Below are 23,517 nucleotides of genomic sequence, written 5' to 3' on the forward strand. Positions count from 1 at the left end.
CTCCTTCTGTTTTGATATGTATAACTTTAAAACTACTATCTATATTTTGAACTTTTACATTGAATATTATATTTACCCCCCACCTGTGGGGTGGTATTTTACTATAAGTTATCATTTATGCTTTTACTTTACACCTCCTACATTGCTAGATATAAAACCTTTAATATAAGATGATAAGCAAGAGGAGGCATATATTTTTTTAGTTGTATTTTACTCTTTTAGTAACTTTGAAAGTAAACCTATTATCTCATCTACCTTCTCATCACCGCTATTGTTAATAAAGGCATCTTTTACACAATTATTAAGATGTTGTTTTAGAATAAGCAAATTAGCTTTTTTTAGCAATGATTGAGCTGCAACCATTTGATTAGATATATCAATACAATATCTTCCCTCCTCAATCATTTTTATTATACCTTCTATTTGTCCTTTTGAAGTTTTTAAAGCTTGTATGGCTTTCTTTTTTTCTTCGTTCATTTTCTCCTCCCTGCCCCCTAGGGGGGTATATTTATATTATATATTATTTCTAAATTTAATTCAATATCAGTTTAACACTACTATACCATCTTCAAACCTTTATTATGCATTTACCATAAACAGAGTTCTTTAACTATTACTGATATGATTCTCAAGAAATTTAGCCACTCCATCCTCATTATTTGAACCAATAATTCCTGTGGCCAACTTTTTTAATTCATCATATGCGTTTTTAACTGCATATTTTTCATCCGCAAATTTAAAAAGTGGTACATCATTTAAATTATCTCCAAAACAAATAAGCTTGTCTGCTTTCAAACTTTCCTTTAAGTATTTAGCTGCTAAGCTTTTATTAGCATTATAATTCATTGATTCAAGCCAGAAAAAACCTTTTGCATATATCTCCTCTGTGTAATGAAAACTGCCCTTTATTACTTTTGTAAATAATTGATATGTGTCATCTAAAACACCTTTTGCTTCTATTGCAAAAATATTTATTATATTATAATTAACTATTTCTGAAAAATCACTTACCTCAGTAAGCCTTGTATCACCATGCTGTATTCTTGAATTTATGTATATGTCTTGTCCTTCATTAAAAATTCCCCTATAAAATATCTTTTTATTTCCAGCTGAATCTACTGCAGACACTATAGGTGAGATTTTTTTTAATTTATAATATTTTAAAATGAAATAAACAGTACACTCATCTAAATAGTTTTCTACTATATTTTTAGCCAAAGTAGTATCATATATGAAAGCTCCATTATTTAAAATAATAGGTATATTTAGGTTTAATGGTTTCAATATACTTTTACAAGCTTCATAGGACCTAGCTGTAGCAATAGTAAATTTTAATCCTGAATCTATTAACTTATTTATAATTCTAATTGAATTTTTGCTTACGACTTGATCTGAATTTAATAAAGTTCCATCCAAGTCCGAAATATATAACTTCAAAATATTCAGTCCTCCAAACGCATTTATAATAATTAAGTCACAAAACCTATTATATATCTAATAACCATAAAAATATAGACTCAATTTTTTAGTTGAAAGTTGAGTTATATTCAATAATAAATGAGCATGGATTCACTCTTACACAAATCTATGCCCATTTCCTCTTTAATTTTTAACTTTTAATTTTTTATTGCATTTACTGTTCTTCCCAAATTCTTTTTCCGTCTTTATCAATATATATATATTTATCATCCAATATTACCATAGCTGCTCCATTACAAAAATTATTTACATCATCAAATTGAGGTTTCAATACAAATTTTCCACTTTTATCAATGCATCCCCATTTATCCTTTATTTTCACAAAGGCTCGTCCTTCACTAAAATTAAGAGCTTCATCAAAAATAGGATCTATTACAAACTCATCTTTTTTATTTATGTATCCACATTTTTCATCTATCTTTACATTAGCTACGTCTTCATAAAAACCATCTGTGCTATCATATTCGAGCCCTATAACTAAATTACCTGATTTATCAATAAATCCATATTTAAAATTTTTCATAACTTGAGCTAATCCTTCATGAAAATCAAAAACGCAATCGAAATCACAGTTTATTACTTCATTTCCTTTGCTATTAACATATTTCCACTTATCACCATTATTTACCCTAGCAACCTCTTCTGAAAAACTAAAGGCATTTTCGTATTTCAATGCTATTGGGTAATTTCCCTTTTTATCCAAAAAACCATACTTACTATTTTTGTTTACCAGTGCCATTCCATTTGAGAATTCATCAATAAAATTAAAACTTGGTTCTACAACCATATTATCATTATGGTCAATAATCCCCCACTTTTCCTTTATTTTTACAGGAGCAAATCCATCAGAGAAATTCCATGACTGTTTATATTTATAGTCTATAACTGTTTTTCCATTGCAGTCTATATATCCCCATTTATTGTTCATCTTAACAGCAGCTAAACTATCCAAAAAGTCCCATGCATATTGAAATATAGGTTCTATGATAACTTGTCCATTATTATCTATATAACCCCACTTATCATTTAACTTAATTCTAAATAAATTAGTATAGTTTTTCATTTAATTTCCCCCTATTTTGCAATCGTTTTAATTTCATATAAACAAAGTTCTTGGCATTAGATGGAGTTTTAAAACTCCACCTGATGCTTAGAAATCGTTATCCAGGGACGTAGCTGCTCTTTACTCCCACTTGAAGAAAAGCAGATATCCCAAATCTTCGATTTGGTGATAGTCGCTTTCGCTGTGTGCAAGCAGATATTCCATTCTTTGATTTGGTGATAGTCGCTTTCGCTGTGTGTGGGAGTATTAGAGCAGGTAGTCATCGGATAAATATCTATTCAAATTTAATTTTATCACACATAGGAATTAAATAAAATAATAAGTCAGAATTTTCTATACTAATCATTGTTTAAAATATATGTGGATATTAAAACCACATTATGTGATAAATTATTTTGCTTTATATACTTTATATCTTAATATTTATGTGTTACAATAAACTATAGGAAAAATAAATAAGTAATATTCATTATATTTAATGAATATATTACTTTATACAATACTAACTTAATTTAAAATTAGGAGATAAAAGGAGTAAAAAGCGTGGATAATTTAACTACTTTTTTGCTAGGAGCTCTACAAATTACTTTATTAGATATAGTATTAAGTGGTGATAATATCGGAGTTATAGCACTAGCAACTAAGGATTTACCAAAGAAACATGCAAAATCTGCTTCTATGATTGGAGTATTTGCTGCGATTTTTCTAAGAATAATATTTGCTTGCCTCATCACTTACATAATGTTAATAGAATGGCTTCCTATAAAATTAATAGGTGGAATTTTACTTATAAAAATAACTTGGAATTTTATAAGCCCTAAATCTGAGAAGGAAAATTTAAAAATTAGTCCTTCAAATAAATACTTTCGTGCAATATCAAGTATAGTAATAGCTGATGCTACCATGAGTCTAGACAATGTACTTGCAATAGCCGCTGCTGCTCATGGACATGTACCCAGTATAATATTTGGATTAGTATTAAATATTCCTATAATATTTTTTGGGAGTCAGTTTGTAGCAAAGCTTATGAATAAGCACCCTATGGTAATATACTTAGGAGGAGCTGTACTGGCCCATACATCCTTAAATATGATGCTAGAAGACAAAATATTGGCAGGTTTCACATCACCTGTACTAACAAATATAGTATCCTTTGGCTTTGCAATTATAGTACTTGTATATGGATTATATAGAGTAAACAAACCTGTAAGTTATTCCTTTAAAAAATTTAAGGAAGATTATTTTAAAAGTAACAGTTAATATAATAAGCCAATATGTTGTATGTAAATTTCTTAGTACAACATCCCCTTATGGATGGTTATTCAGGTATATACCAACGCTAATACTCCCACTTTTGGACAAGTGAGAGTATTAGCGTTGGTAGTCATCAGCCAGATCTTTATTTTTTTCTAGTTCATCATACAAATCTTTATATACAATTTTAAATACTTCTAGAGAATCTTCTATTTTATCTCTTAGAAGATTTTTTCTATTTTTCAGTTCACATACTCCTAAATCCGTAAGAGTATATATTTTTTGCATTTTATTTTTAGAATCATCCCATTTTCCAATTACCAACTTATCCTTTTCCAGTTTTCTTAAAATTGGGTAGATTCCCCCCGTACTTGGTATCCACCTTCCACCTGTTCTTTCTCCTATTTTATGGGATATATCATTTCCATTAGTAGGACTTATACTTAAAATATAAAGTGTATATATAGGAAGAAGTCCTTTTGTAAAGACCTGACCTACAGCTTCTTGTTCCTTTTTTACCTTTTTTAATTCTGCCAGCTTCTTTTTGTATTCTTTATAAAGAAATCCTTCTTCTTTCTTTGTATTTCCTTTAAAATTAAAGTCACTCATAAAATTTATTCTTCCTCAAATAATACTAAACCAACTAATCCAGGTCCGCTGTGAACTCCTCCTACAGGACTTAGTGCTCCCCCAAAAATTGCAGAAGTTACATTTTTATGATTCTTTATTGAATCAAATATTTTTTTTGAATCCTCTAGTGCATGACCATGTACAATACACAGTTTACACTTTTTTTTGTCAAGAATTCCATTTGCAATTTCAACTAACCTACTTAAGGATTTCTTTCTTCCCCTTACTTTATCATAAGTATAGTATTTTCCATCATTATTATCAATTGATACAATAGGTTTTATATTTAAAAGTTCCCCAATTGTACCTGCTACTTTACCTATTCTACCACCTTTTTTTAAATATTCTAAAGTTCCAACCACAAAAAATAGATCTATCTTACTCCTTACTATTGGTATTGTCCTAACTATCTCATCAAAACTTACACCTTTTTCTATGAGCTTTGCACAATTAGTTACTATAAAACCCTCTCCAAGAGAAATTGATTTAGAATCAAATATATATGTTTTAATTTTAGGATGATTTTCACTTACTAACTTTACTCCATTATAAAAGCCAGTTAATCCAGCTGAAAGAGTTACAACTATAGCATGTGTGTAATTTTCTTTTTCTAAATTTGTAAACAAATCTTCCATTTCACTCATAGATGGCATAGACGATGTAGGTATTTCTTTATCTAAGTTATCATATACATATTCTGGAGTTATAGTTACTTTATCTATAAATTCTTTGTCTTTATATATTATCCTATAATGAAGTACTTTTATATTATATCTTTCTATAGTACTGTTACTCAAATCACTAGTACTATCTGTTATGAGTGCAATCTTTTCCAAAACTTCTTCCTCCCTACTTAGGCATTTTCAAAAAAATATTTGTCGCATCCTTAACTTGTTATTTTCTTTCAAATGACTTATCAAAATTTGTCCGATAATTACCTGCTCTAATACTCCTACATACTATATAAAAGCGACTATCACCAAATCAAAGAATTTGGGATATCTGCTTTTCTTCAAGTGGGAGTAAAGAGCAGCTACATCCCTGGATAACGATTTCCCCTAAAGGATAACGCCTTCTAAGTGCTGAATCACTAAGAATCCTGTTAATAAGCATCAGATAGAGTTAAAACTTCATCTGATGCCAAGAACTCTGTTTATCACAATAATTATATCACTCGCACAGTTATTATCAATAGTGATATATATCTCTATTGATAATAACTTGTCTTATTTGTTAACTATCAATTTTTCATTCTTAATTGTTAACTAAAAAATATAGCACCATTGCAGATTTACTACAATGATGCTATATTTAGTATAAATTTGATAAAAATATTTATTCAATTCAGACATGCTAGTTGTCAAGAGCAGCTGCAACCATAGCCTTTACATTTTCAACTTTAGCATTTGGAGGTATGCTGCATCCTGATGACATAATAAGTCCTTGAGGTGCAAATTCTTTAATCAATCTTCTGGCATACTTATAAACTTCATCTGGAGTACCTAAAGTTAAAAGTGAAGGTGCAACATCTCCCATGAAACACATATGCCCTCTTAGTACTTCTCCAGCTTTAAAAATATTTGTTGTGCTATCTGGTGAAAAAATGCATTTACCTTTAGGTAAATCAAGGAAATAATTTATAAATCTATCCCAACTCATATCCAGATGAAGGTAAGCAATAGAACCTTCCTCTGCTATAATATCTATAATTCTTTTTGTGTACTGCCATGAAAATCTTTCAAATGCCTTTAAAGAAAGAAAATCACCTGCTTCCCTAGCCCCTCCTGTAAATACTGCTAAAGGTTTTACTTCACGAATTTGCTTCCTTAACACTTTTTCATTTTCCTCTTCTATAACATCCATAGCTGCCTGAACCTTGTCAGGAATCTTGTGTAAATCAATAAGAAATTTAGATATTCCTCGTGCAGGATACAAAGCACCAAATGGTGCACCAGTCATTACACTACCCTGGCATAAGGGAACAATCCCTGCATCAACAAAATTCTGCTCTATTTGTGGAGCAAATTGACTGAAATACTCTACTTCCTTAAGTCCTTCAGGTATATGCTTTTTGGCATATTCCATAAAAAAGTAATTCCATCCTTTATCAATTATAGTATCATAATCATCTTCCGTCATATATGACTTTTCATCAATCTGCCAAATCATGTTATCAGGCAATTCTCTTCCTGGTACTTTGATTTTAGAAAGGAAAAATGCACCCATAGATGGAGGATATGTCCCAGGTATCTCTATGCTGTCAATATCTCCAAGTGCCTGCATCCCCTTTAACAGCTCCATATTTCCATACACTACATCATTGACAAGATCTGATAGCTTTCCTCCTCCGTTCTTCGTACAAAAAGCATCTGCATTAAGTACAATTGGTACCCTGTCAGTCTTTTTCATATTTATTACATCTTTAAGTCTGTTAAGATGCTCACCGTACAATTCTTTTCCAGTTTTCATATTAATCCCCCATTTAATTAAAATTATTAACAACTTTTTATCTATTAAATAACAATAGCTCTGCTTATCTAAATAATTTTAAATTGCAACCTTTTGCTTTTTAGGAGTCTTAAAATTTGCCACTAAATGGATAACTGCATAAATAATAAAACATACAAGTGAAAATTTGAATGGAAATCTCAATGACGTTATATTAAATATTTTTTCAATAAATGCAAATACAAATCCTGAAACAAAACCACCTATACTCATAAATGCCATGACAATAGACATTGCAACAGCAGTTCCAGATGCTGGGACTGCTCTTCCCACCTGCATCATGATAGCGGTACCAGAAAGACTAAATCCTATACCAACAATAGTTGCTCCAATTATAAAAAGAATTAAATTCGTTCCATATGCAAAGAATATAAATCCCACAGAAGTTAATACAATACCTATAGGAATAGTGAACTTGGATAACATTCTAAATGCCGCGCCAAAGATTGCTCCCGCTATCATTCCGCCAACTGTAAACATGGTAAGTGCCACTCCTGCTCCAGCAGCATTTCCATAGTGATTTGTAAGTATTAGCGAAGACATTCCTGTAAACATTGGATATACTAATAACATTAAAATTCCATATATACTTGACCATATATATACGTATGCCGGCATTTTAACTTTTTCAGAATTGGATTTTGCAGTCAACGGAAGTTTTGGAAAGAAGAGTATAACTATAATAAGTGATACTGCTCCTAAAAGATAAGCAAGAAAAGTAAATCTCCAATTAACTGCACAAAATATTCCGCCAAGAAGTTGAAATACTATGCCGCCAACGTTTCCAACAACAACACCTGCACCCATAAGATTTTCCGCTTCTTTTGGTTCAAAAAGAGTTAATGTAAGAGCACCACCAAGAGGTGACATTATTCCAAGCCCCGCTCCTAAAACTCCTCTCATAACAAGAATTAAACCAAAGTTACTTATAAAATATGGACCAACTCCACCTATTAAAAATAGAACTATTGCAATAATAGTAAGATTTTTATAAGTTATAACCGTGCCAGCTAGTTTCCCTGATATTAATGAAAATGGAATTAAAAGCAAAGTAGGTATAGTAGCAATAAGTACAACTACACTAAAAGGTAAGTTAGGATAGGCTTGAGATATATTTGCCAACGCAGGAGAAGTAGTTCCCGTTGCCATTATCAAAAATCCAAAAGAGAGTATTGCAAATATCCATAATGACTTCTTTCCACTTATATTTTCCATTATTTCACCCCTTTTATTTTAATAATCATCCAAATCGTTTACACCAGAACTGTTACTTGTACTATTTCCTATTCGCAATATACACTTTATGATTCTAAAGCAGCTGTAACCATTGCTTTTACATTCTCTACTTTTGCATTTGCCGGTATGCAGCATCCTGCAGCCATAATAAACCCTTGTGATGCAAATTGGTCAATCAATTTCCTGCTGTACTCATATACTTCATCAGGTGTACCTAATGTTAAAAGTGAAGGTGAAACATCTCCCATAATGCACATATGTCCTTTAAGTACTTCTCCAGCTTTAAAAATATCTGTTGTACTGTCAGGATGGAAAATACATTTGCCTTTTGGAAGATCACATAAATAATCTAAAAAACGATCCCAACATAAATCCGAATGAAGATAAACATTTGCCCCTTCTTCAACCGCAACCTCAACACCTTTTTTTAAATATGGCCATGCAAATTTTTCAAAAGCTTTTTGTGATATAAAATCTCCTGCCATACGCGATCCACCTGAAAATACTGCTAAAGGTTTATCAGCACGTATTGCTTTTCTTAAATCCTCATAACCTTCTTCAGCCATAACGTCCATTACAGCTATAACTTTATCAGGTATTCTTATCAGGTCTTTCACAAAATTTTTTATTGAACGACCAGCAAACAAGGTTTCATAAGGAGCTCCTACCATAGCATTACCTATTATTGCTACAATACCTGCATCTTTATAACTCTGTGCTATTTTGGGCTGTACTTTTATTATATCCTCCATTATCTTTAAAGGATCTCCTAATCTATTTTTACAAAAATCTATATAAAACTTATTCCAGCCTTTATCAATTATAGTGTCATAATCATCTTCTGTCATAAATCCAACTTCATCAATTTGCCAAAGAGCATCGTCAGGTAATTCACGTCCAGGTAACTTAATATTCGAAAGGAAAAAGGCTCCTTTAGTTTGAGGAAAACATCCATATCCCAATGTACAATCAATATCACCAAAGGACTTCATACCTTGAAGTAATAGTTCGTTTCCATATTCTATATTTGTCACAAGATCTGCTAACTTTCCTCCTGCTGTTCTAACACAAAAAGAATCTGCATTTAAATTAATAGGTGTCCTGTCTGCTTTCTTCAGTGCTATAACTTTTTTAAGTCTTTCTAAATGCTCATCATATAGTTCTAATCCATTTTTCATATAACTCCATACCCCCATTATTATAGAATTACTTTATTTATCTAATAGCTATCTACTGTAACATTGCCACACACACAGCGAAAGCGACTATCACCAAATCAAAGATTCGGGATATTTGCTTTTCTATCAAAGTGGGAGATAACAGTAGCTACGCCCCTAGATAATTCATCTAAACTTAGTGGGAGAAACAGATTCCCACTAAGTAAGATTCATTGATATCTATAATTATACTTATCTAAATCTTACAAGTCATCCTACAAATGTTAAAAAGTAAGTTTACAAAACGTTACACTTTGTAATATACTTTATCATGAGGTGATTTCCTATGAATATAGATATTAAAGCTCTTTCATCTAAATTAGTACAGTATACTCACAAATTAATACTAAAAAATGAAAAATCCACAAAGATTAACTTAGTTAAGTTACTTCTAAGTGAAATGAAATCCTTTGATCCAAACACTTTATATGTTGGAGACGCCTCAGATTTAGCAAATCTTCACCCCATAAACTACCCAGTAAACCTTTTGTGTATAAATCATTATAAAGTTCCTGACTATTTTAAAAATTCAAATATTATTTTGATTGATACGGATAAAAATAAATATATTCTTTTCAATGAAATACAGGATATTATCTTCGACCTTAAAAATATAGATATATATATGGAAGAACTATTAGATGCACTCATACATGAAAAAGGTATTCAGCATATTATAGATATTGGATTTAAACTTGTCGGGAATCCTATTATATTTAATGATACTAGCAGCAAAATTATAGCCAATTCTATATGTAACAAGTCCATTGGTCATTACTGGGATGAACATATAAAGAAAGGTTACTTTTCCAATAACGCTATGAATTCTGCAAAATTTAATAGAATATGGGAAAAAGTTGATAGTCAAAACTGTCCTGTTATGGTAAAAGGTATAGATGATAATAATATGATTATTGAGAAAGTTACAATTGATAATGTTCTCATAGGATATATAGCAGTTACTGAGGCAGAAAGGCCTTTTAAAGATAGAGATATTGAATTGGTTTCATTATTATGTGACGTAATCGAGACTCAAATGAGAAATGACAAATTCTACAAATACACTAAAGGTACCACTTATGAAAGCTTTCTAAAAGATTTGTTAGATAACGCTGTTACAGATAAGGAACTAGTGATGAATAAAATACGGTCTTTGAATTTTGATATTAGCTTAGGAGTTTATATACTTATTTTTGATATGAACCAGTATTCTCAAAAAAAAATACCACTAACATACTTGAGATATAAAATTTCTGGTATTGTTCAAGAAAGTAAATCGCTTATATATAATAATCACATTGTCTTGCTTATTAACCATAATACAAAAATTAGCATTTTTGAAAATGAATTCGAAGCTTTAAAGAAATTTCTTAAAAAAAATAATCTATATGCGGGGCTTAGTAACTGCATAACAGATTTTACAAATTTACAATATTATTATAAACAATCATTAAAGGCAATTGAACTTGGGGTTAGCCTTAATATTGACAAGGTGTTTTATATATATGAAGATTATGTAGTATACGATTTACTAGATAGTCTTTCTACTTATGAAAATATAGAGAGATTTTGTCACCCTTCTCTACATTTGCTAATCCAATATGATCGCAAAAATAATACCTGTTTAACTAAAAGCCTCTATGTATATTTGATGAATAATAGAAACCAATCAATATCTGCAAACATCCTGCACATACATCGTGCATCAATGTTTTATCGTATTGATAAAATAAAACAGATTATGAAAATAGATCTTAACGATCCCAATATTATACATCATATATACTTATCCCTTCATATCCTTGAATTAATGCATAAAAATGAATTTATATTTGAAATAAATAAACAATAAAAATTTAACAGGTTCCCTATATTTTAAACAGAGAACCTGCTGTCAATATTATTTGTATATATCATATCCAAACCATTTAGTTGATAGTTTAGACATAGTTCCATCCTTTTTAAGGTCATCTAATGCCTTATTTAAAGCTTCTTCTAACTTTTTATCCTTCTTTTTTATACCTATTCCTATAGGTTCTTTTGTAAGTCTATCCTTCAAAATAACATAATTACTTTTATCTTTTGAAATATAATATTGTCCAACTTGAGCATCGCACACTACTGCATCAATTCTACCTATGTTAACTTCGTGGAAAGCTTCTGTTATCTTATCATATTTTTTAATTTCTTTTATTCCACTTACTTTTGCAGCAGCCTGTTCCCCTGTAGCCCCAAGTTGTACACCTACTATCTTACCTTTCAAATCATTTTTAGTTTTTATAGAACTATTTCCAGCTTTAGTTATTATTATTTGTCCACCATCAATATAAGGTCCTACGAAATCTATTTTCTTTTTTCTCTCATCAGTTATACTCATAGAAGCTAATATAACATCAAATTTTCCTGACTGCAGTGCTAGAACTATACCATTAAAATCCGTAACTACTATATTTAGCTTTACCCCTAATTTTTGAGCAAGTGCATTGCCTAAATCTATATCAAATCCAGACAATTTGTTCTTGTTATCTCTAAATTCCATAGGTGGATAGGAATCATCTAATCCTATAGTTAATTTACCTGCATCCTTAACTCTATTAAGGGAATTGTCCTGTTCTCCTGCATTAGTACCACATCCTGTAAAAAGTGTAAACACCATAATTGCACTTAACATTATCATACCTATTTTTTTCATATTTTTTGCCCCCTCATTTTTTATAATTATACATTTAATATTATAATTATGCAATAGTAATATTAAAAAATTGGGAAATAAAAAATATATATTTCACTTAATATATTTTCTTAGGAATAAATGCTATACTGTATTTCATAGGTATATTATTTTTTAGCAAAGGTTTCTTTTTAGTTATTTGATTTATCTCTTCTAAAGTTTTTGCAGTAAATACAATCTTTCCGCCCCTTTTACTATTGTAAATACCACCACATATTAAATATTTATTTGAATTTATATTGAAATTATTTACTTTAGTTTTCTTATATAATTCTTCAGATTTATCTCCCTTATAATTTATACTTACAAATATATTATAATTACTCATTTTACCTCCTAAGATTGATAATTATTAATTGATAAACAAAGTTCCAATCATTATGTTGTCCTAAAATCATTATACCGAACATATGTTTGTATGTCAAATATTATCTACTATAATTATATTTTATATTGGAGATTTAATGCCTAGAATGCAAATCTTACATTAATTAAAAAAATTATAAAAATATTCCTTTACGTGAGTTAACTTAAAGACTAGAATCGTTATATTAATATAAAATTAAAAATTATTATCAAAATTACTTGTTTTTATATCAAATACTACTTGAATTTTGGATAAAATACTTTTTATAATATATAATATAATGACAATAAATTTAAGGAGAGATTAGATGTCTTTTATAAAAGAATTTTTTTCAAAAGAATCCACAAAACGAGTACTTTTTTTCGCTTGTATAATACTAGTGATTTATTGGTCTAAATCTATAATGGATTTGTTCCTGCTAACCTTTTTATTTTCCTATATAATGAATAGTCTTCAGAATTTTCTGTTGAAATACATTAAAAACGTTACTGCGACAAAAGAAAAAATTACAACAATTATTTTATATTCGCTGTTGTTTTTACTTATTGTATTATTAGTTGTAAATTATATTCCTCAACTAATAAATCAAACAAAATATATGATAAATCATGCTTCCCAATTTCAAATACATCCTACTAGTACTAATTCCCATTTAGACATATTCCAAAAATATTTAGTAAGTATGCTAGGGCAAATAGACATAAAAAGTTACTTGAGATCTGGTTTCAATATATCACTTCAACTAGCAACAAATGTAGGAAAATGGAGTGTAAACATATTTATTTCTATAATGCTAAGTTTATTTTTCATACTTGGGAAACATAATATTATTGAATTCTTGAAAAAATTTAAAGACAGCAAAGTATCAGGGTTATATAATTACTTGTGCTTTTTCGGTAAAAACTTTTTAAATTCTTTTGGAAAAGTAATGCAAGCTCAGATTATTATAGCATTCTTTAATACCATTATATCTGTTATAATGCTTTCCATTATGAATTTTCCACAATTAGTTACTCTTGGATTTATGATATTCATACTCAGCTTAATTCCTGTAGCAGGAGTTATAATATCACTTATTCCTCTTTCTATGGTTGCCTTCAGTATAGGTGGATTTACAAAAGTTATATACGTACTAATTATGGTTGCTATAATTCATGTTATTGAAAGTTATGTTTTAAATCCGAAATTAATGTCTTCAAAAGTAAAACTTCCTATATTCTTTACATTTATAATACTTATAGTTTCAGAACATATAATGGGTGCCTGGGGATTTCTCATAGGTATTCCGCTCTTTATGTTTATACTTGATCTTTTAGATGTAAAAATTCACGATTAATAAAATACAGCTTCAAAGTAAAAAATAAACTTATACTTCAGATATTTTTATAAACACAAGCTCGTTAAATATTCTTGCTTATTATAAAAATATTCCTTCGTATAAGTTTATTTTTAGTTAAAAGCCATATCTAAAATTTGTAATTTGAAACTTATTAAATCAAATCCTAATCATCCATAACTATTAATTCTTAATTATTAATTATTAACTGTATCTATTTAAACTATAGTTATGCTATCTCCATCGGATATCCATCCTTCTTCAATAACTCTTGTAAATATACCTTCTCTTGGCATAATACAATCTCCTACCTGCTGTCGTATAGCACATCCTTTATGACATTCCTTACCTATCTGTGTTACTTCCATAAGTACTTCACCTATTTTAAGTCTAGTACCTACAGGAAGTTCATAAAGCACAATACCTTCTGTAGTAAGATTTTCTGCAAATTTACCGCTAGATAAATTTGCAACCCCCTGTGCTGTCATTTTATCTATACTTTCTTGCGCAAGTAAACTAACTTGCCTATGCCATTTTCCTGCATGAGCATCATTTTCAAGACCATTATCTTTTTTAAAGAACCCTCTACCTATAGGTTTTTTTATTTCACCTTTTTTTTCACTTATGTTTACTGAAATAACCTTGGCCATAGTTTTCCTCCTAACTATATAAAATCAATTAAAATTCTCTCTTAAATATACCTGATTTTCCCCCACTTTTTTCAAGAAGCATAATATCGGATATTACCATTCCCCTGTCAACAGCCTTGCACATATCGTATATAGTGAGCGCTGCTGTACTAACTGCCGTTAATGCCTCCATCTCCACTCCTGTCTTTCCCACAATTTTCGTTGAAGCTTCAATGTCAACTTTATTTTTTTCAAAGTCCAATACAAACTTTATGTCACATCCAGATATATTTAATGGGTGGCACATGGGAATTAAACTTGAAGTATTTTTTGCAGCCATTATTCCTGCTACCTGGGCTACAGAAAGCACATCTCCCTTTTTTGCCTTTCCCTGTGCAATTATATCTAAAGTTTCCCTTTTCATGTATATGGAAGCTGCAGCCACTGCTTTTCTTTCAGTATTACCTTTTTCACTTACATCTACCATTTTAGCTCTGCCTTGATCGTTTATATGAGTAAGTTCCATAAATCTGTCCTCCTTTGTTTAAGTTATCTAGCACATTCAGAATCCCAACCCATGAGTATGTCAATTCCATGCGGAAGTGCCGGCAATATAAATTGAAGGTTTTCTACAGCACCCTTTGGACTTCCTGGAAGATTTACAATTAAAGTTTTCTTTCTTATTCCGCTAACTGCCCTAGACAACATTGCCTTTGGAGTTACACTTAATGATTTCATTCTCATTGCCTCAGCAATTCCTGGCACATTTTTATCTATAACTTCTAAAGTTGCCTCTGGTGTTACATCTCTCACAGAAAATCCAGTTCCTCCATTAGTAAGAATTAAATTTAACTTCAAGTCGTCACAGATATAACACAATTGTTTTTTTATCTCTTCTATTTCATCTGGTATAACTTTATAATACTCAACTTTATATTGGGATTTATCTAACATATTTTCTATAGCAGGGCCCGTTTTATCTTCTCGCTTCCCCTGGGATCCCTTGTCACTCATCGTAATTATCGCTGTATTTATCATATGCTAACCTTTATTAAAAGGTTTTCAACTCCTTTCATTTAAAAACTGCACTAAGCAGTTTTTAACATATTTTACTTTTTAACTTCATCATATTCTACATCTATAACCTTTTTATTAGAGAAATTAAATGGGTCTTCTTTATCGTCAACCATATTATTCATATTTTCCATTTTAGATGAGGTATTTTTCTTACTTTTAAAATATTTTTTTATTTTTACAAATGCAAATAATACAGTCCCAGCTACCACAACAAAAGGCACTATTCTTACTAAAATAAAAGCTACCACTAATACCAACAATACTTTCCAAATCACCGGAAAACTTTTATTTACAAAATCCATATTATTTCCTCTCTTCCTCCATTTATTAGTATAACTCAATTATAACATATAATTTAAGATAGTAAAAAATAATTTAAATAAATTATTTTTTACTATCTCTTTCGAATGTTTTTTATTTTATAAACTAATTCCTTCAAATCAACATATACCAAAACTACTAAACTTATAGGTATAATAAATATAAATATAGTAAAAATAAACTGTAATATACTTTTAATTATCATATATCATTTTTCGCTCTAAATTATATATCTATAAATACTATGCTTAAAGTTCGTTTCATATACTAAATAAATTTAACTAATTTGCTTTTTGCTGATCAAATGTTTTTATTAAATTGTGATTCTGAAGTTCATCACAGTATTCTAATTCCTTAGTATAGTCTTCTTTTTCCTTTTTAAGTGCATCCGTTTCTGAAATTTTATTTCCTGTTGCTAAATCATAATAAGTATTTGTCCAAGACACATATAAATTTTTTCCATCTATAAATGAACCATTTCTAAAAACAACTTTTCCACTGTCCCCATTTAACATATCCTTACCAAACATATAGTTTTTAGGCAAATTATATAAGTTTGCTAAAGTAGGATATAAATCCATCTGACAGGTGTACTTATGGTTAACTCCTGCATACTTATCTTCTGGAAAATGAATTAGTAAAGGTACTTTTTGGTATTTAAACCAAGTATAATCATCATTTTTGCTTTCATTCTCAAAACTAAAAAGCTGACTTTCATTATCCTTTGGTATAGCAAAGTGATCTCCATACAGTGCCACAATAGAATTTTTCATCATTCCTTCTTTTTCCATCTTATCTAAAAACTCTCCAAGCTGTGCATCTGTATAATGTATCGCTTGTAAGTAATTGCCAAGAAGAGTGCCTTTATATTGACCTACGTCAAAACTTCCATACTTATCCACAGCATCATAAGGATAGTGACTGGTTAGTGTTACTAAGAAAGAATAATACGGCTGTTTAAAAGTCTTCATCTTTTCAAGGGACTGATTTAAAAATGACTTATCACTAATTCCAAGTCCTATCTGTTCACTTGCATCAAAGCTGTGCTCTCCAAAAAAGTCATCAAAATCCTGAGCTTTATACATCACATTTCTATTCCAGAATCCTTCAGTATTACCATGAAGGGCTGCAGTATAATAATTTTTATCTTTTAGTTCACTTGCTATAGAGTCATATTTATTTCCACTATAAGTATAGTAAGCTGCTCCTGACTGTGCAGGATACAGTGAATTATTTGACATAAGCTCTGCATCAGAAGTGTTTCCCCCTGCAACTTGATAATAGTAATTATCAAAATACATGCACTTATTTACCCATCTATTCAAATTTGGTGTTATTTCTTGTCCATTTATTTTTTGATTTATAACAAACCCCTGAAGCGCTTCTACCTGAATTACTATTAAATTTTTTCCTTCAGCTTGGCCTTTAAAATTAGTTTCTCCTGTAGTATTATTATTGTTTTGTAAAAAAGTTTTTACCTTATTTTCTTCATCTGTAGATAATTTTTTTGAATTTTTAAGACTAGTACTTATATAGTTATATGAATCTACGATATGGAAATTCACATTTCCTATCATTGTAGTTAAATATATTCTGTTGCTCATGGCAGTTAAAAGCGTAGGTTGTTCTTTAGATACCCTATAAAATGTTTTTGCATTGATACCTACTCCTACTGCCAAAATTACTATGAAGCTCACCAGTCTTCTTCTCATAGGCACTATACCGAACTCTGCTTTTTTATACTTTCTCTTTAAAGGTACTAAAATAAGTATATCTACCAGATACCACAAATCTTTAACACTAGCTACACTAGTTACACTTGCAGACACCCCTTTTAACAGCTTAGCATTTTTTATAGCTGCTACCGTAGTAATGTCCTTAAAGTATCTATAGTACATCAAATCTGCTATAAGTATTAAACTTAGTATTATATCTACTGTATATAAAAAACTTATTCTGCTCTTCTTTTTAAGAATTAGTGAAAAACTTATCAATATCAATATAGAAGCAGCTATTGCAAGTCTTACAGACATTGGTACAAAGCTAGATGAGATATTTTTTTCATAAGATAATAACTTCCAAAAAATTATAATAAAAAATAAAATTATATCTGCATTATCAAATAGTAAACTAATTACAAGATTAAATGGTCTGCTGTTTCTTATATCTGCTGCAAAGTCAAATAATTTACTATTTTTTATATCCGTAATCTTCATTTTTTCTCCTTTATATAATCGAATATTTTTTAATTTACAAAGAGAATTTTACAGTATATAAGTGACACTTGCATGGCAAGGATGTTAACAAATTATTAATAAATCGTTAACATCCTTAAACTTTACATATAACAAAATAAAATTTTATACCATTGTCTGTGTTTTTAACACCATATTTATATCCATGAAGTATCAATATATTCTTCACTATAGCAAGGCCTATCCCCGTACCACCTAACTTTCTATTTCTTGATTTATCTAGTTTGTAGAAGTTACCCCAAATTTTCCCTAGTTCTTCTTCTGGTATACCCTTTCCTGTGTTTTCTACAGACACAATAGTTTTATCAGACTCTTCTTCAATAGCAAAAGTTATAATTCCTCCTTCATAAGTATTTTTTATAGCGTTAGTTGTAAAATTGGTTATTACCTGTTCCATTTTATCCCAATCTGCGCAAATTTTAGTTTTTGTTATAATGTTGCAATTTATGGTTATACCCTTATCCTTTATGACTTTATAAAACCTCCTTATTACACATTCTATAAGATCATCTATAAAAAACTCCTCTTTAGAAAGTTTCATGGTTCCAGATTCAAGATGGGATAAGTTTAACATATCTGATACTAAATTTGCCATCTTATTACTCTCATCTATTATGATATCAATGTATTGATCTCTTTCACTTTCTTGAAATATTCCATCTTTTAACCCTTCTGCATATCCTCCTATTAGATTTATTGGAGTTTTAAGTTCATGGGAAACTGCAGCTATAAATTCCTTTCTAGCCTTATCTATATTTCTTTCTTTTTCTATATCCTTTTCCAGTTTCTCATTAGCTGCATTAACTGAAGTTAGCGCTTTATCTAAATTGTATGATAAGAAATTTAAAGTACTTGCCAAATTTCCTATTTCATCTTCATTTTTAATATTGCACTTTTCAGAGAAATCAAGTGCTGCCATTTTCTTTGCAGTGTCATTTAACTTTACTAAGGGCTTTGAAACCATATTAGTATACATTAAACACAATATCAAAATTAAAACTATGGCACCTATATAAAAATAAAAGTAAAATTCCTTTATTACTGAAGATGCTTCATTTACAGGCTGCAAGGATGTAATTGAAAATATTATCTCCATATTTTTTTTATTAGGTACAACTGTTAATATATTTTTTGTACCATTAATTTTCTTTTCGGTAATTACAGTTACAGACCTGTTATCTCTTTTTACTTGCTCTAATAAATCAGAATTCATAGTCCAATTTACTATAATATCATTTATAGCTTTTATTCTAACTTTATCATAGCTTTGGTCTTCCAGTTTTGTTATAAATTTTATTTTTCCACTTCTATCCATTATAACTATTTTAGCATTATTATTCTGTTCAAATCTTCTAATTAAATTAGCTAACTTATCTTCATCATTTGTCTTATTGTAAAGCGTTCTAAACTTTTCAACCTGATTCAGCATGTTACTTTCTTTTTTATTTATGTAAAATTTTCCAAAAAATAGCATTTGAAATGTTAATGTACTGCTTATAAAGATTATAAATACCAGAGCCGTTATTATAAACAATTTCCATGTTATATTTTTTCTTATTCTAGTAACAATTTTGTTTTCACTTATGATATGACTTATTTTCATTGCTTTTTTACCTCAAATTTATAACCTACTCCTCTAACAGTGGCTATTAAATAGGATTTAACTCCTAGTTTTTCTCTAAGCCTCTTCACATGAGTATCTACCGTTCTAAGATCTCCATAGTAGTCTATTCCCCAAATTGCATCTAAAATTTTTTCTCTACTTAAAACTATATCCTTATTTTTTATTAAATAACAAAGTAATTCAAATTCCTTTGGAGAAAGATATACATTTTCATCATCTACTTTAACCTCATGACCTTCTCTATTTATGTAGAGTCCATCATAACTATTTTGCTTATTCTGATTTTCTTCCTCAGAATAAGTTCTTTTCAAAAGTGCCTTTATTTTGGCTACCAATACTTTCGGACTTACTGGCTTAGTTACATAACTATCTGTCCCAAGTTGAAATCCTAAAAGCTGCTCCTCATCCTCAGCTCTAGCTGTAAGCATAATTATAGGCACATTAGAAATTTTTCTAAGTTCTTTACATGCTGTCCATCCATCCATTACAGGCATCATTATATCCAGCACTACTAAGTCTACATGATTTTCATTAAATTTTTCTAATGCTTCCTGACCATTTCCTGCTGGAATCATATTCAATCCTTCACTTTTTAAATAAGCTTCTATGAGAAACCTCATTCTCTCTTCATCATCTACCATTAAAATAGTCTTGTTCATTTAAATATCTCCTAAAATATATTATTTTTATATTAAGCTAATTTCTTATATGTCAAAGTTGAGTTATTAATATAGATTTTAAATACTATTAATTTCTAAAACCGTACATAATTATAATATAATTCTATATTATAATTTACACAACAATATATTTAAAGATATTTAAAGAAGTTTAGAAGTTTTCTAACTTAAAAATCAGCTTATACTTTGGATATTTTCTACAGTATTCAGCTTGTTAAATATTTTGATAAGGCTAATCAAAATATTTAAAAAAGCTTCATTATTGTAAAAAATATTCTTGCATATAAGCTGATTTTTTAAGTTCCAAAACCCATAGATATAAAATTTCTAATTGAAATTTAAACTTATACATAAAATGTAATGACAAAATTGAAAAGTTTTTATATCATTAAAATTTGTCATTACATGATTTGTATAAGTTAACTTTCAAGCTGCAAACTTTATAAGTCCAATTTATTTTCTATAAGATATGCTGTAGCGTAGAATAATCCTATAAGTACTGCTACAGATACAAAAATTGAGACTATATTAATGTCAATCCCATTAGCTACTACGTTATTTGGATCAACAGAAGGTATATCTAAATTCAATACTTTTAGTTTAAATGTCTGAGGAAACGCCTCAGAAAAAATTTCAGCTATTTTTCCCTGTGCTATACATAAAATTACAAATATGATGAAAGATCCAAGCTTACCAAATTTTCTATTCTTTATTGCTACTTTACTTAAAGTTATGGAAATATATACTGTAAGCAAAAAGGTAACGTATATAACTAAAATGGCCAAAAAAGTAAATAATGCAAATTTAGGATTTATATTTTTTATAAATTGTATAAAACTTATTTTTATATCAATTACCCCACCTTGAACAACTTTAAATATTTGAATCCACATAGCTGTAAAAATAAATATAACAAATTGTACTACAACCATTTGTATAAGAGCTGTAACAATTTTATTCATCAATATATTTTTTCCACTCTTAGGAAGAGTAAAAAGTAAAATGGAAGTATCTTCACGTATATCCCTGCTAAATAATTTTACATTCCATATGACAACTATAATTTCTGCTGCAAATCCTATGGCCATATTTAAAGCTAATATTGATCCTGAATTCCAAACATTTACTCTAGTAAATAATGCTACATTTAAAATTACTATAGCAGATATCATAATCAAAAAATCCTTAAAATATCCTTGAAGGTCATATTTTACTAACTTAAACATTATTTAAATACCTCCCTGTATATTTCATCTATTGACATTTTTCTCTCATTTCTAAGTTCTTCTGCATTCCCAAAGAGTACTATTTTTCCTTCAGATATAAAAGCCACATCATCAAACAATCTCTCAATATCGCTAACAAGATGTGTTGTTATAAGTACAGAACTGTTTTCTGTATAATTTTCAAGTATTGCATCTAGTATTTTTTCTCTAGTTGTAGGATCCACTCCCCCTAAAGGTTCATCTAGTATATAGAGTTTTGCCTTTCTTGAAAGTACTAAACTTAAATATAATTTCTCACTCATTCCCTTTGATAAAGTCTTAACTTTACTATCTGGATCCAAATTCATAAACTTTAACATGTCCTGTGCTTTATCTCCATCAAAATCTGCATACATGTCTTTAAAAAAATTAACTGCATCTTCTATTCTCATCCACTTAAAAAGATAATCCTTATCCGGCAAATAAGATACTTCAGCTTTTGTTTTTGTGCCAGGCTTATTTCCATTTATAAGTATTTCACCTGAACTCTGCCTTAATATTCCTGCTGCAATCTTCAAAAAAGTAGTTTTACCACTTCCATTAGGACCTAATAATCCTGTTATTTTTCCTTTTTGGATTTCTAAATTCAGCCCATCTAAAGCTTGTTTTCTAAAATAAAGTTTTTTTAAATCTGTGCTTTTAAGCAGCGGTTCCATATCTATTTACCTCCCTGTACTTTTTCTTCTACAATCTTTATTATCTCATCTGAAGAAAATCCTAGTTCCTTCATTCCTATTATAAAACTATATATAATCTTCTGAGCCATTTCTTCTTTTAATTTTTCTACCATAGATATATCCTCCTTTATAAAAGTACCCGTTCCTCTTTGCTTATAAGCAATATCATTTCTCTCTAATTCTTGATAAGCCCTTTGAATAGTATTGGGATTTACTTTAAGTTTTGAGGACATTTCCCTTACAGAAAGCAGTTTATCTCCTGGCTTCAATTCTTCTTTTACTATTTTTCTCTTTACAATATCTATTATCTGCATATATATTGGTACATTGGAATCAAATTCAACATCCATTTTATCACCTCCACAAGTAGCTCATCTAGTGTACTGATATAATAATACACTAGTTTAGTAATAGAGTCAATATATTTATTTAAATAACTAAAATAATCCCTAAATTTTTTGCATTAATACAAATACTTTAGGGATGCTTTTTAATCTAATATTTAATTTTTTAAAAGGTAAACTTACATCACCGTATTATATAAAGAGAATATCATCATTAACCATATATGATATAGACCCTAATTTATGTTTAGGAAATACAATTGATTTTATTCTTATCCCATCTACGTCTACTACATCACCATCTTTAAGTTTTTTGTATTTTTCATTTTCATCACTTTTACAAGAAAACATGCCTTTTCCTGATTTTTTTAAAGAAGTTTCAGCAGAAAAATAGATATCAGCATTTTTAAACAATTTAATACATCCTGCATGATAAAAACTAGGGTAAGTTAAAAATACATGAGATACAGATTTAGGCTCAATATTTATTTTCTTTAATTCCCGATTTACAACGGAAGGTATAAATCCTGTATCAAAACATATAGTTGTTCTGAAATCAGAATATATAAAAAAATTAGAAATGAGTGATCTTACCACATATATATTACCAGTTATCTGTTGAGTTTTACTTAATTTAAACAACATACATCTTTCCCCACTTCCATGTATATCTTTCTTTTAAATAGTAAAATATATTCTTTTTATATCATTTCCCTATTTTATTAGTTTATACACTTCTATGATCTAGCATAAATTAAGATATTAGGTTAAAAATAAAATGAAGATATACAACACTTAAAATATTTTTAATTAGGAGGTATATA

24 protein-coding genes are annotated in these 23,517 nt (G+C 29.2%); 3 read left to right on the top strand and 21 right to left on the bottom strand.

The window, feature by feature from the left end:
- Positions 1-210 precede the first annotated feature (210 nt).
- The 3 genes from CLJU_RS12270 to CLJU_RS12280 all read right to left on the bottom strand — a co-directional run bounded on the left by CLJU_RS12270 (position 211) and on the right by CLJU_RS12280 (position 2,542).
- The gene (locus CLJU_RS12270; RefSeq protein WP_013239139.1) at positions 211-477 is read right to left on the bottom strand and encodes a metal-sensing transcriptional repressor; all 267 of its coding nucleotides are present in this window, start codon (positions 475-477) and stop codon (positions 211-213) included.
- 129 nt (positions 478-606) lie between these two features.
- The gene (locus tag CLJU_RS12275) at positions 607-1,437 is read right to left on the bottom strand and encodes an HAD family hydrolase (protein WP_013239140.1); all 831 of its coding nucleotides are present in this window, start codon (positions 1,435-1,437) and stop codon (positions 607-609) included.
- A 196-nt stretch (positions 1,438-1,633) separates the two neighbouring features.
- Positions 1,634-2,542: a WG repeat-containing protein gene (locus CLJU_RS12280; protein WP_013239141.1), complete on the bottom strand. Its 909-nt coding sequence runs from the start codon at positions 2,540-2,542 to the stop codon at positions 1,634-1,636.
- Positions 2,543-3,085: 543 nt separating this feature from the next.
- Between CLJU_RS12280 and CLJU_RS12285 the strand changes: the two genes are divergently transcribed.
- On the top strand, positions 3,086-3,802 hold the full coding sequence (locus CLJU_RS12285) for a TerC family protein (RefSeq protein WP_013239142.1): 717 nt from the start codon (positions 3,086-3,088) through the stop codon (positions 3,800-3,802).
- Positions 3,803-3,913: 111 nt separating this feature from the next.
- On the opposite strand, the gene CLJU_RS12290 is transcribed toward CLJU_RS12285, so the two are convergent.
- The 5 genes from CLJU_RS12290 to CLJU_RS12310 form a co-directional block, all read right to left on the bottom strand.
- Positions 3,914-4,405 (bottom strand): PadR family transcriptional regulator, encoded by a 492-nt coding sequence (locus tag CLJU_RS12290; protein ID WP_013239143.1) that lies wholly within the window; start codon positions 4,403-4,405, stop codon positions 3,914-3,916.
- Positions 4,406-4,410: 5 nt separating this feature from the next.
- The gene (locus CLJU_RS12295) at positions 4,411-5,262 is read right to left on the bottom strand and encodes a DegV family protein (protein WP_013239144.1); all 852 of its coding nucleotides are present in this window, start codon (positions 5,260-5,262) and stop codon (positions 4,411-4,413) included.
- A gap of 517 nt (positions 5,263-5,779) precedes the next feature.
- Positions 5,780-6,895 carry a uroporphyrinogen decarboxylase family protein gene (locus CLJU_RS12300; RefSeq protein ID WP_013239145.1) on the bottom strand — a complete coding sequence of 372 codons (1,116 nt, stop codon included), beginning with the start codon at positions 6,893-6,895 and terminating at the stop codon, positions 5,780-5,782.
- 78 nt (positions 6,896-6,973) lie between these two features.
- Positions 6,974-8,149, bottom strand: a complete 1,176-nt coding sequence (locus CLJU_RS12305) for an MFS transporter (RefSeq protein WP_013239146.1) — start codon at positions 8,147-8,149, stop codon at positions 6,974-6,976.
- A gap of 86 nt (positions 8,150-8,235) precedes the next feature.
- Positions 8,236-9,348: a uroporphyrinogen decarboxylase family protein gene (locus CLJU_RS12310; RefSeq protein ID WP_013239147.1), complete on the bottom strand. Its 1,113-nt coding sequence runs from the start codon at positions 9,346-9,348 to the stop codon at positions 8,236-8,238.
- A gap of 325 nt (positions 9,349-9,673) precedes the next feature.
- Between CLJU_RS12310 and CLJU_RS12315 the strand changes: the two genes are divergently transcribed.
- The gene (locus CLJU_RS12315) at positions 9,674-11,239 is read left to right on the top strand and encodes a PucR family transcriptional regulator (RefSeq protein ID WP_013239148.1); all 1,566 of its coding nucleotides are present in this window, start codon (positions 9,674-9,676) and stop codon (positions 11,237-11,239) included.
- 48 nt (positions 11,240-11,287) lie between these two features.
- On the opposite strand, the gene CLJU_RS12320 is transcribed toward CLJU_RS12315, so the two are convergent.
- Complete coding sequence (locus CLJU_RS12320; protein WP_013239149.1) at positions 11,288-12,079, bottom strand: ABC transporter substrate-binding protein; 792 nt, start codon at positions 12,077-12,079, stop codon at positions 11,288-11,290.
- A 97-nt stretch (positions 12,080-12,176) separates the two neighbouring features.
- The gene (locus CLJU_RS12325; RefSeq protein ID WP_013239150.1) at positions 12,177-12,446 is read right to left on the bottom strand and encodes a hypothetical protein; all 270 of its coding nucleotides are present in this window, start codon (positions 12,444-12,446) and stop codon (positions 12,177-12,179) included.
- A gap of 346 nt (positions 12,447-12,792) precedes the next feature.
- On the opposite strand from CLJU_RS12325, the gene CLJU_RS12330 reads away from it, so the two are divergent.
- Positions 12,793-13,821, top strand: coding sequence for an AI-2E family transporter (locus tag CLJU_RS12330; protein WP_013239151.1), 1,029 nt, complete (start codon positions 12,793-12,795; stop codon positions 13,819-13,821).
- Between the two features lie 218 nt (positions 13,822-14,039).
- Here the strand turns inward: CLJU_RS12330 and CLJU_RS12335 are convergent, their stop codons facing one another.
- From CLJU_RS12335 to CLJU_RS12385, 11 genes are all read right to left on the bottom strand, one after another.
- Entirely contained in the window at positions 14,040-14,471 is a 432-nt protein-coding gene (locus CLJU_RS12335; RefSeq protein WP_013239152.1) for an MOSC domain-containing protein, read from the bottom strand.
- Positions 14,472-14,499: 28 nt separating this feature from the next.
- The gene (gene moaC, locus CLJU_RS12340; RefSeq protein ID WP_013239153.1) at positions 14,500-14,976 is read right to left on the bottom strand and encodes a cyclic pyranopterin monophosphate synthase MoaC; all 477 of its coding nucleotides are present in this window, start codon (positions 14,974-14,976) and stop codon (positions 14,500-14,502) included.
- Positions 14,977-14,999: 23 nt separating this feature from the next.
- Positions 15,000-15,488, bottom strand: coding sequence for a MogA/MoaB family molybdenum cofactor biosynthesis protein (locus tag CLJU_RS12345; protein WP_013239154.1), 489 nt, complete (start codon positions 15,486-15,488; stop codon positions 15,000-15,002).
- Between the two features lie 71 nt (positions 15,489-15,559).
- Positions 15,560-15,829, bottom strand: coding sequence for a hypothetical protein (locus CLJU_RS12350; protein ID WP_013239155.1), 270 nt, complete (start codon positions 15,827-15,829; stop codon positions 15,560-15,562).
- Positions 15,830-16,129: 300 nt separating this feature from the next.
- A complete protein-coding gene (locus CLJU_RS12355; protein ID WP_013239156.1) occupies positions 16,130-18,064 on the bottom strand; it encodes an LTA synthase family protein in 1,935 nt (644 codons plus the stop codon).
- Between the two features lie 115 nt (positions 18,065-18,179).
- Positions 18,180-19,706, bottom strand: coding sequence for a HAMP domain-containing sensor histidine kinase (locus CLJU_RS12360; RefSeq protein ID WP_013239157.1), 1,527 nt, complete (start codon positions 19,704-19,706; stop codon positions 18,180-18,182).
- Positions 19,703-20,386: a response regulator transcription factor gene (locus CLJU_RS12365; RefSeq protein ID WP_013239158.1), complete on the bottom strand. Its 684-nt coding sequence runs from the start codon at positions 20,384-20,386 to the stop codon at positions 19,703-19,705. Before CLJU_RS12365 ends, CLJU_RS12360 begins: the two co-directional genes overlap by 4 nt.
- Positions 20,387-20,847: 461 nt before the next feature.
- Positions 20,848-21,633, bottom strand: a complete 786-nt coding sequence (locus CLJU_RS12370; RefSeq protein ID WP_013239159.1) for a hypothetical protein — start codon at positions 21,631-21,633, stop codon at positions 20,848-20,850.
- Positions 21,633-22,328 (bottom strand): ABC transporter ATP-binding protein, encoded by a 696-nt coding sequence (locus CLJU_RS12375; RefSeq protein WP_013239160.1) that lies wholly within the window; start codon positions 22,326-22,328, stop codon positions 21,633-21,635. The genes CLJU_RS12370 and CLJU_RS12375 overlap by 1 nt, the downstream gene beginning before the upstream one ends.
- 2 nt (positions 22,329-22,330) lie before the next feature.
- Positions 22,331-22,699: a GntR family transcriptional regulator gene (locus tag CLJU_RS12380; RefSeq protein ID WP_013239161.1), complete on the bottom strand. Its 369-nt coding sequence runs from the start codon at positions 22,697-22,699 to the stop codon at positions 22,331-22,333.
- Between the two features lie 186 nt (positions 22,700-22,885).
- Entirely contained in the window at positions 22,886-23,338 is a 453-nt protein-coding gene (locus tag CLJU_RS12385; protein ID WP_013239162.1) for an MBL fold metallo-hydrolase, read from the bottom strand.
- Positions 23,339-23,517 lie beyond the last annotated feature (179 nt).

It is taken from the genome of Clostridium ljungdahlii DSM 13528 (genome assembly GCF_000143685.1).
In the GTDB taxonomy this organism is placed as follows: Bacteria; Bacillota; Clostridia; order Clostridiales; family Clostridiaceae; genus Clostridium_B; species Clostridium_B ljungdahlii.

Bases quoted from the DNA above. Each gene is read 5' to 3' on its own strand.
- CLJU_RS12320 (WP_013239149.1), bottom strand. From the start codon at position 12,079: ATGAAAAAAATAGGTATGATAATGTTAAGTGCAATTATGGTGTTTACA.
- CLJU_RS12280 (WP_013239141.1), bottom strand. From the start codon at position 2,542: ATGAAAAACTATACTAATTTATTTAGAATTAAGTTAAATGATAAGTGG.
- CLJU_RS12365 (WP_013239158.1), bottom strand. From the start codon at position 20,386: ATGAACAAGACTATTTTAATGGTAGATGATGAAGAGAGAATGAGGTTT.
- CLJU_RS12385 (WP_013239162.1), bottom strand. From the start codon at position 23,338: ATGTTGTTTAAATTAAGTAAAACTCAACAGATAACTGGTAATATATAT.
- CLJU_RS12290 (WP_013239143.1), bottom strand. From the start codon at position 4,405: ATGAGTGACTTTAATTTTAAAGGAAATACAAAGAAAGAAGAAGGATTT.
- CLJU_RS12310 (WP_013239147.1), bottom strand. From the start codon at position 9,348: ATGAAAAATGGATTAGAACTATATGATGAGCATTTAGAAAGACTTAAA.
- CLJU_RS12380 (WP_013239161.1), bottom strand. From the start codon at position 22,699: ATGGATGTTGAATTTGATTCCAATGTACCAATATATATGCAGATAATA.
- CLJU_RS12315 (WP_013239148.1), top strand. From the start codon at position 9,674: ATGAATATAGATATTAAAGCTCTTTCATCTAAATTAGTACAGTATACT.
- moaC (WP_013239153.1), bottom strand. From the start codon at position 14,976: ATGGAACTTACTCATATAAACGATCAAGGCAGAGCTAAAATGGTAGAT.
- CLJU_RS12335 (WP_013239152.1), bottom strand. From the start codon at position 14,471: ATGGCCAAGGTTATTTCAGTAAACATAAGTGAAAAAAAAGGTGAAATA.
- CLJU_RS12300 (WP_013239145.1), bottom strand. From the start codon at position 6,895: ATGAAAACTGGAAAAGAATTGTACGGTGAGCATCTTAACAGACTTAAA.
- CLJU_RS12355 (WP_013239156.1), bottom strand. From the start codon at position 18,064: ATGAAGATTACGGATATAAAAAATAGTAAATTATTTGACTTTGCAGCA.
- CLJU_RS12305 (WP_013239146.1), bottom strand. From the start codon at position 8,149: ATGGAAAATATAAGTGGAAAGAAGTCATTATGGATATTTGCAATACTC.
- CLJU_RS12370 (WP_013239159.1), bottom strand. From the start codon at position 21,633: ATGTTTAAGTTAGTAAAATATGACCTTCAAGGATATTTTAAGGATTTT.
- CLJU_RS12270 (WP_013239139.1), bottom strand. From the start codon at position 477: ATGAACGAAGAAAAAAAGAAAGCCATACAAGCTTTAAAAACTTCAAAA.
- CLJU_RS12360 (WP_013239157.1), bottom strand. From the start codon at position 19,706: ATGAAAATAAGTCATATCATAAGTGAAAACAAAATTGTTACTAGAATA.
- CLJU_RS12375 (WP_013239160.1), bottom strand. From the start codon at position 22,328: ATGGAACCGCTGCTTAAAAGCACAGATTTAAAAAAACTTTATTTTAGA.
- CLJU_RS12350 (WP_013239155.1), bottom strand. From the start codon at position 15,829: ATGGATTTTGTAAATAAAAGTTTTCCGGTGATTTGGAAAGTATTGTTG.
- CLJU_RS12325 (WP_013239150.1), bottom strand. From the start codon at position 12,446: ATGAGTAATTATAATATATTTGTAAGTATAAATTATAAGGGAGATAAA.
- CLJU_RS12345 (WP_013239154.1), bottom strand. From the start codon at position 15,488: ATGATAAATACAGCGATAATTACGATGAGTGACAAGGGATCCCAGGGG.
- CLJU_RS12330 (WP_013239151.1), top strand. From the start codon at position 12,793: ATGTCTTTTATAAAAGAATTTTTTTCAAAAGAATCCACAAAACGAGTA.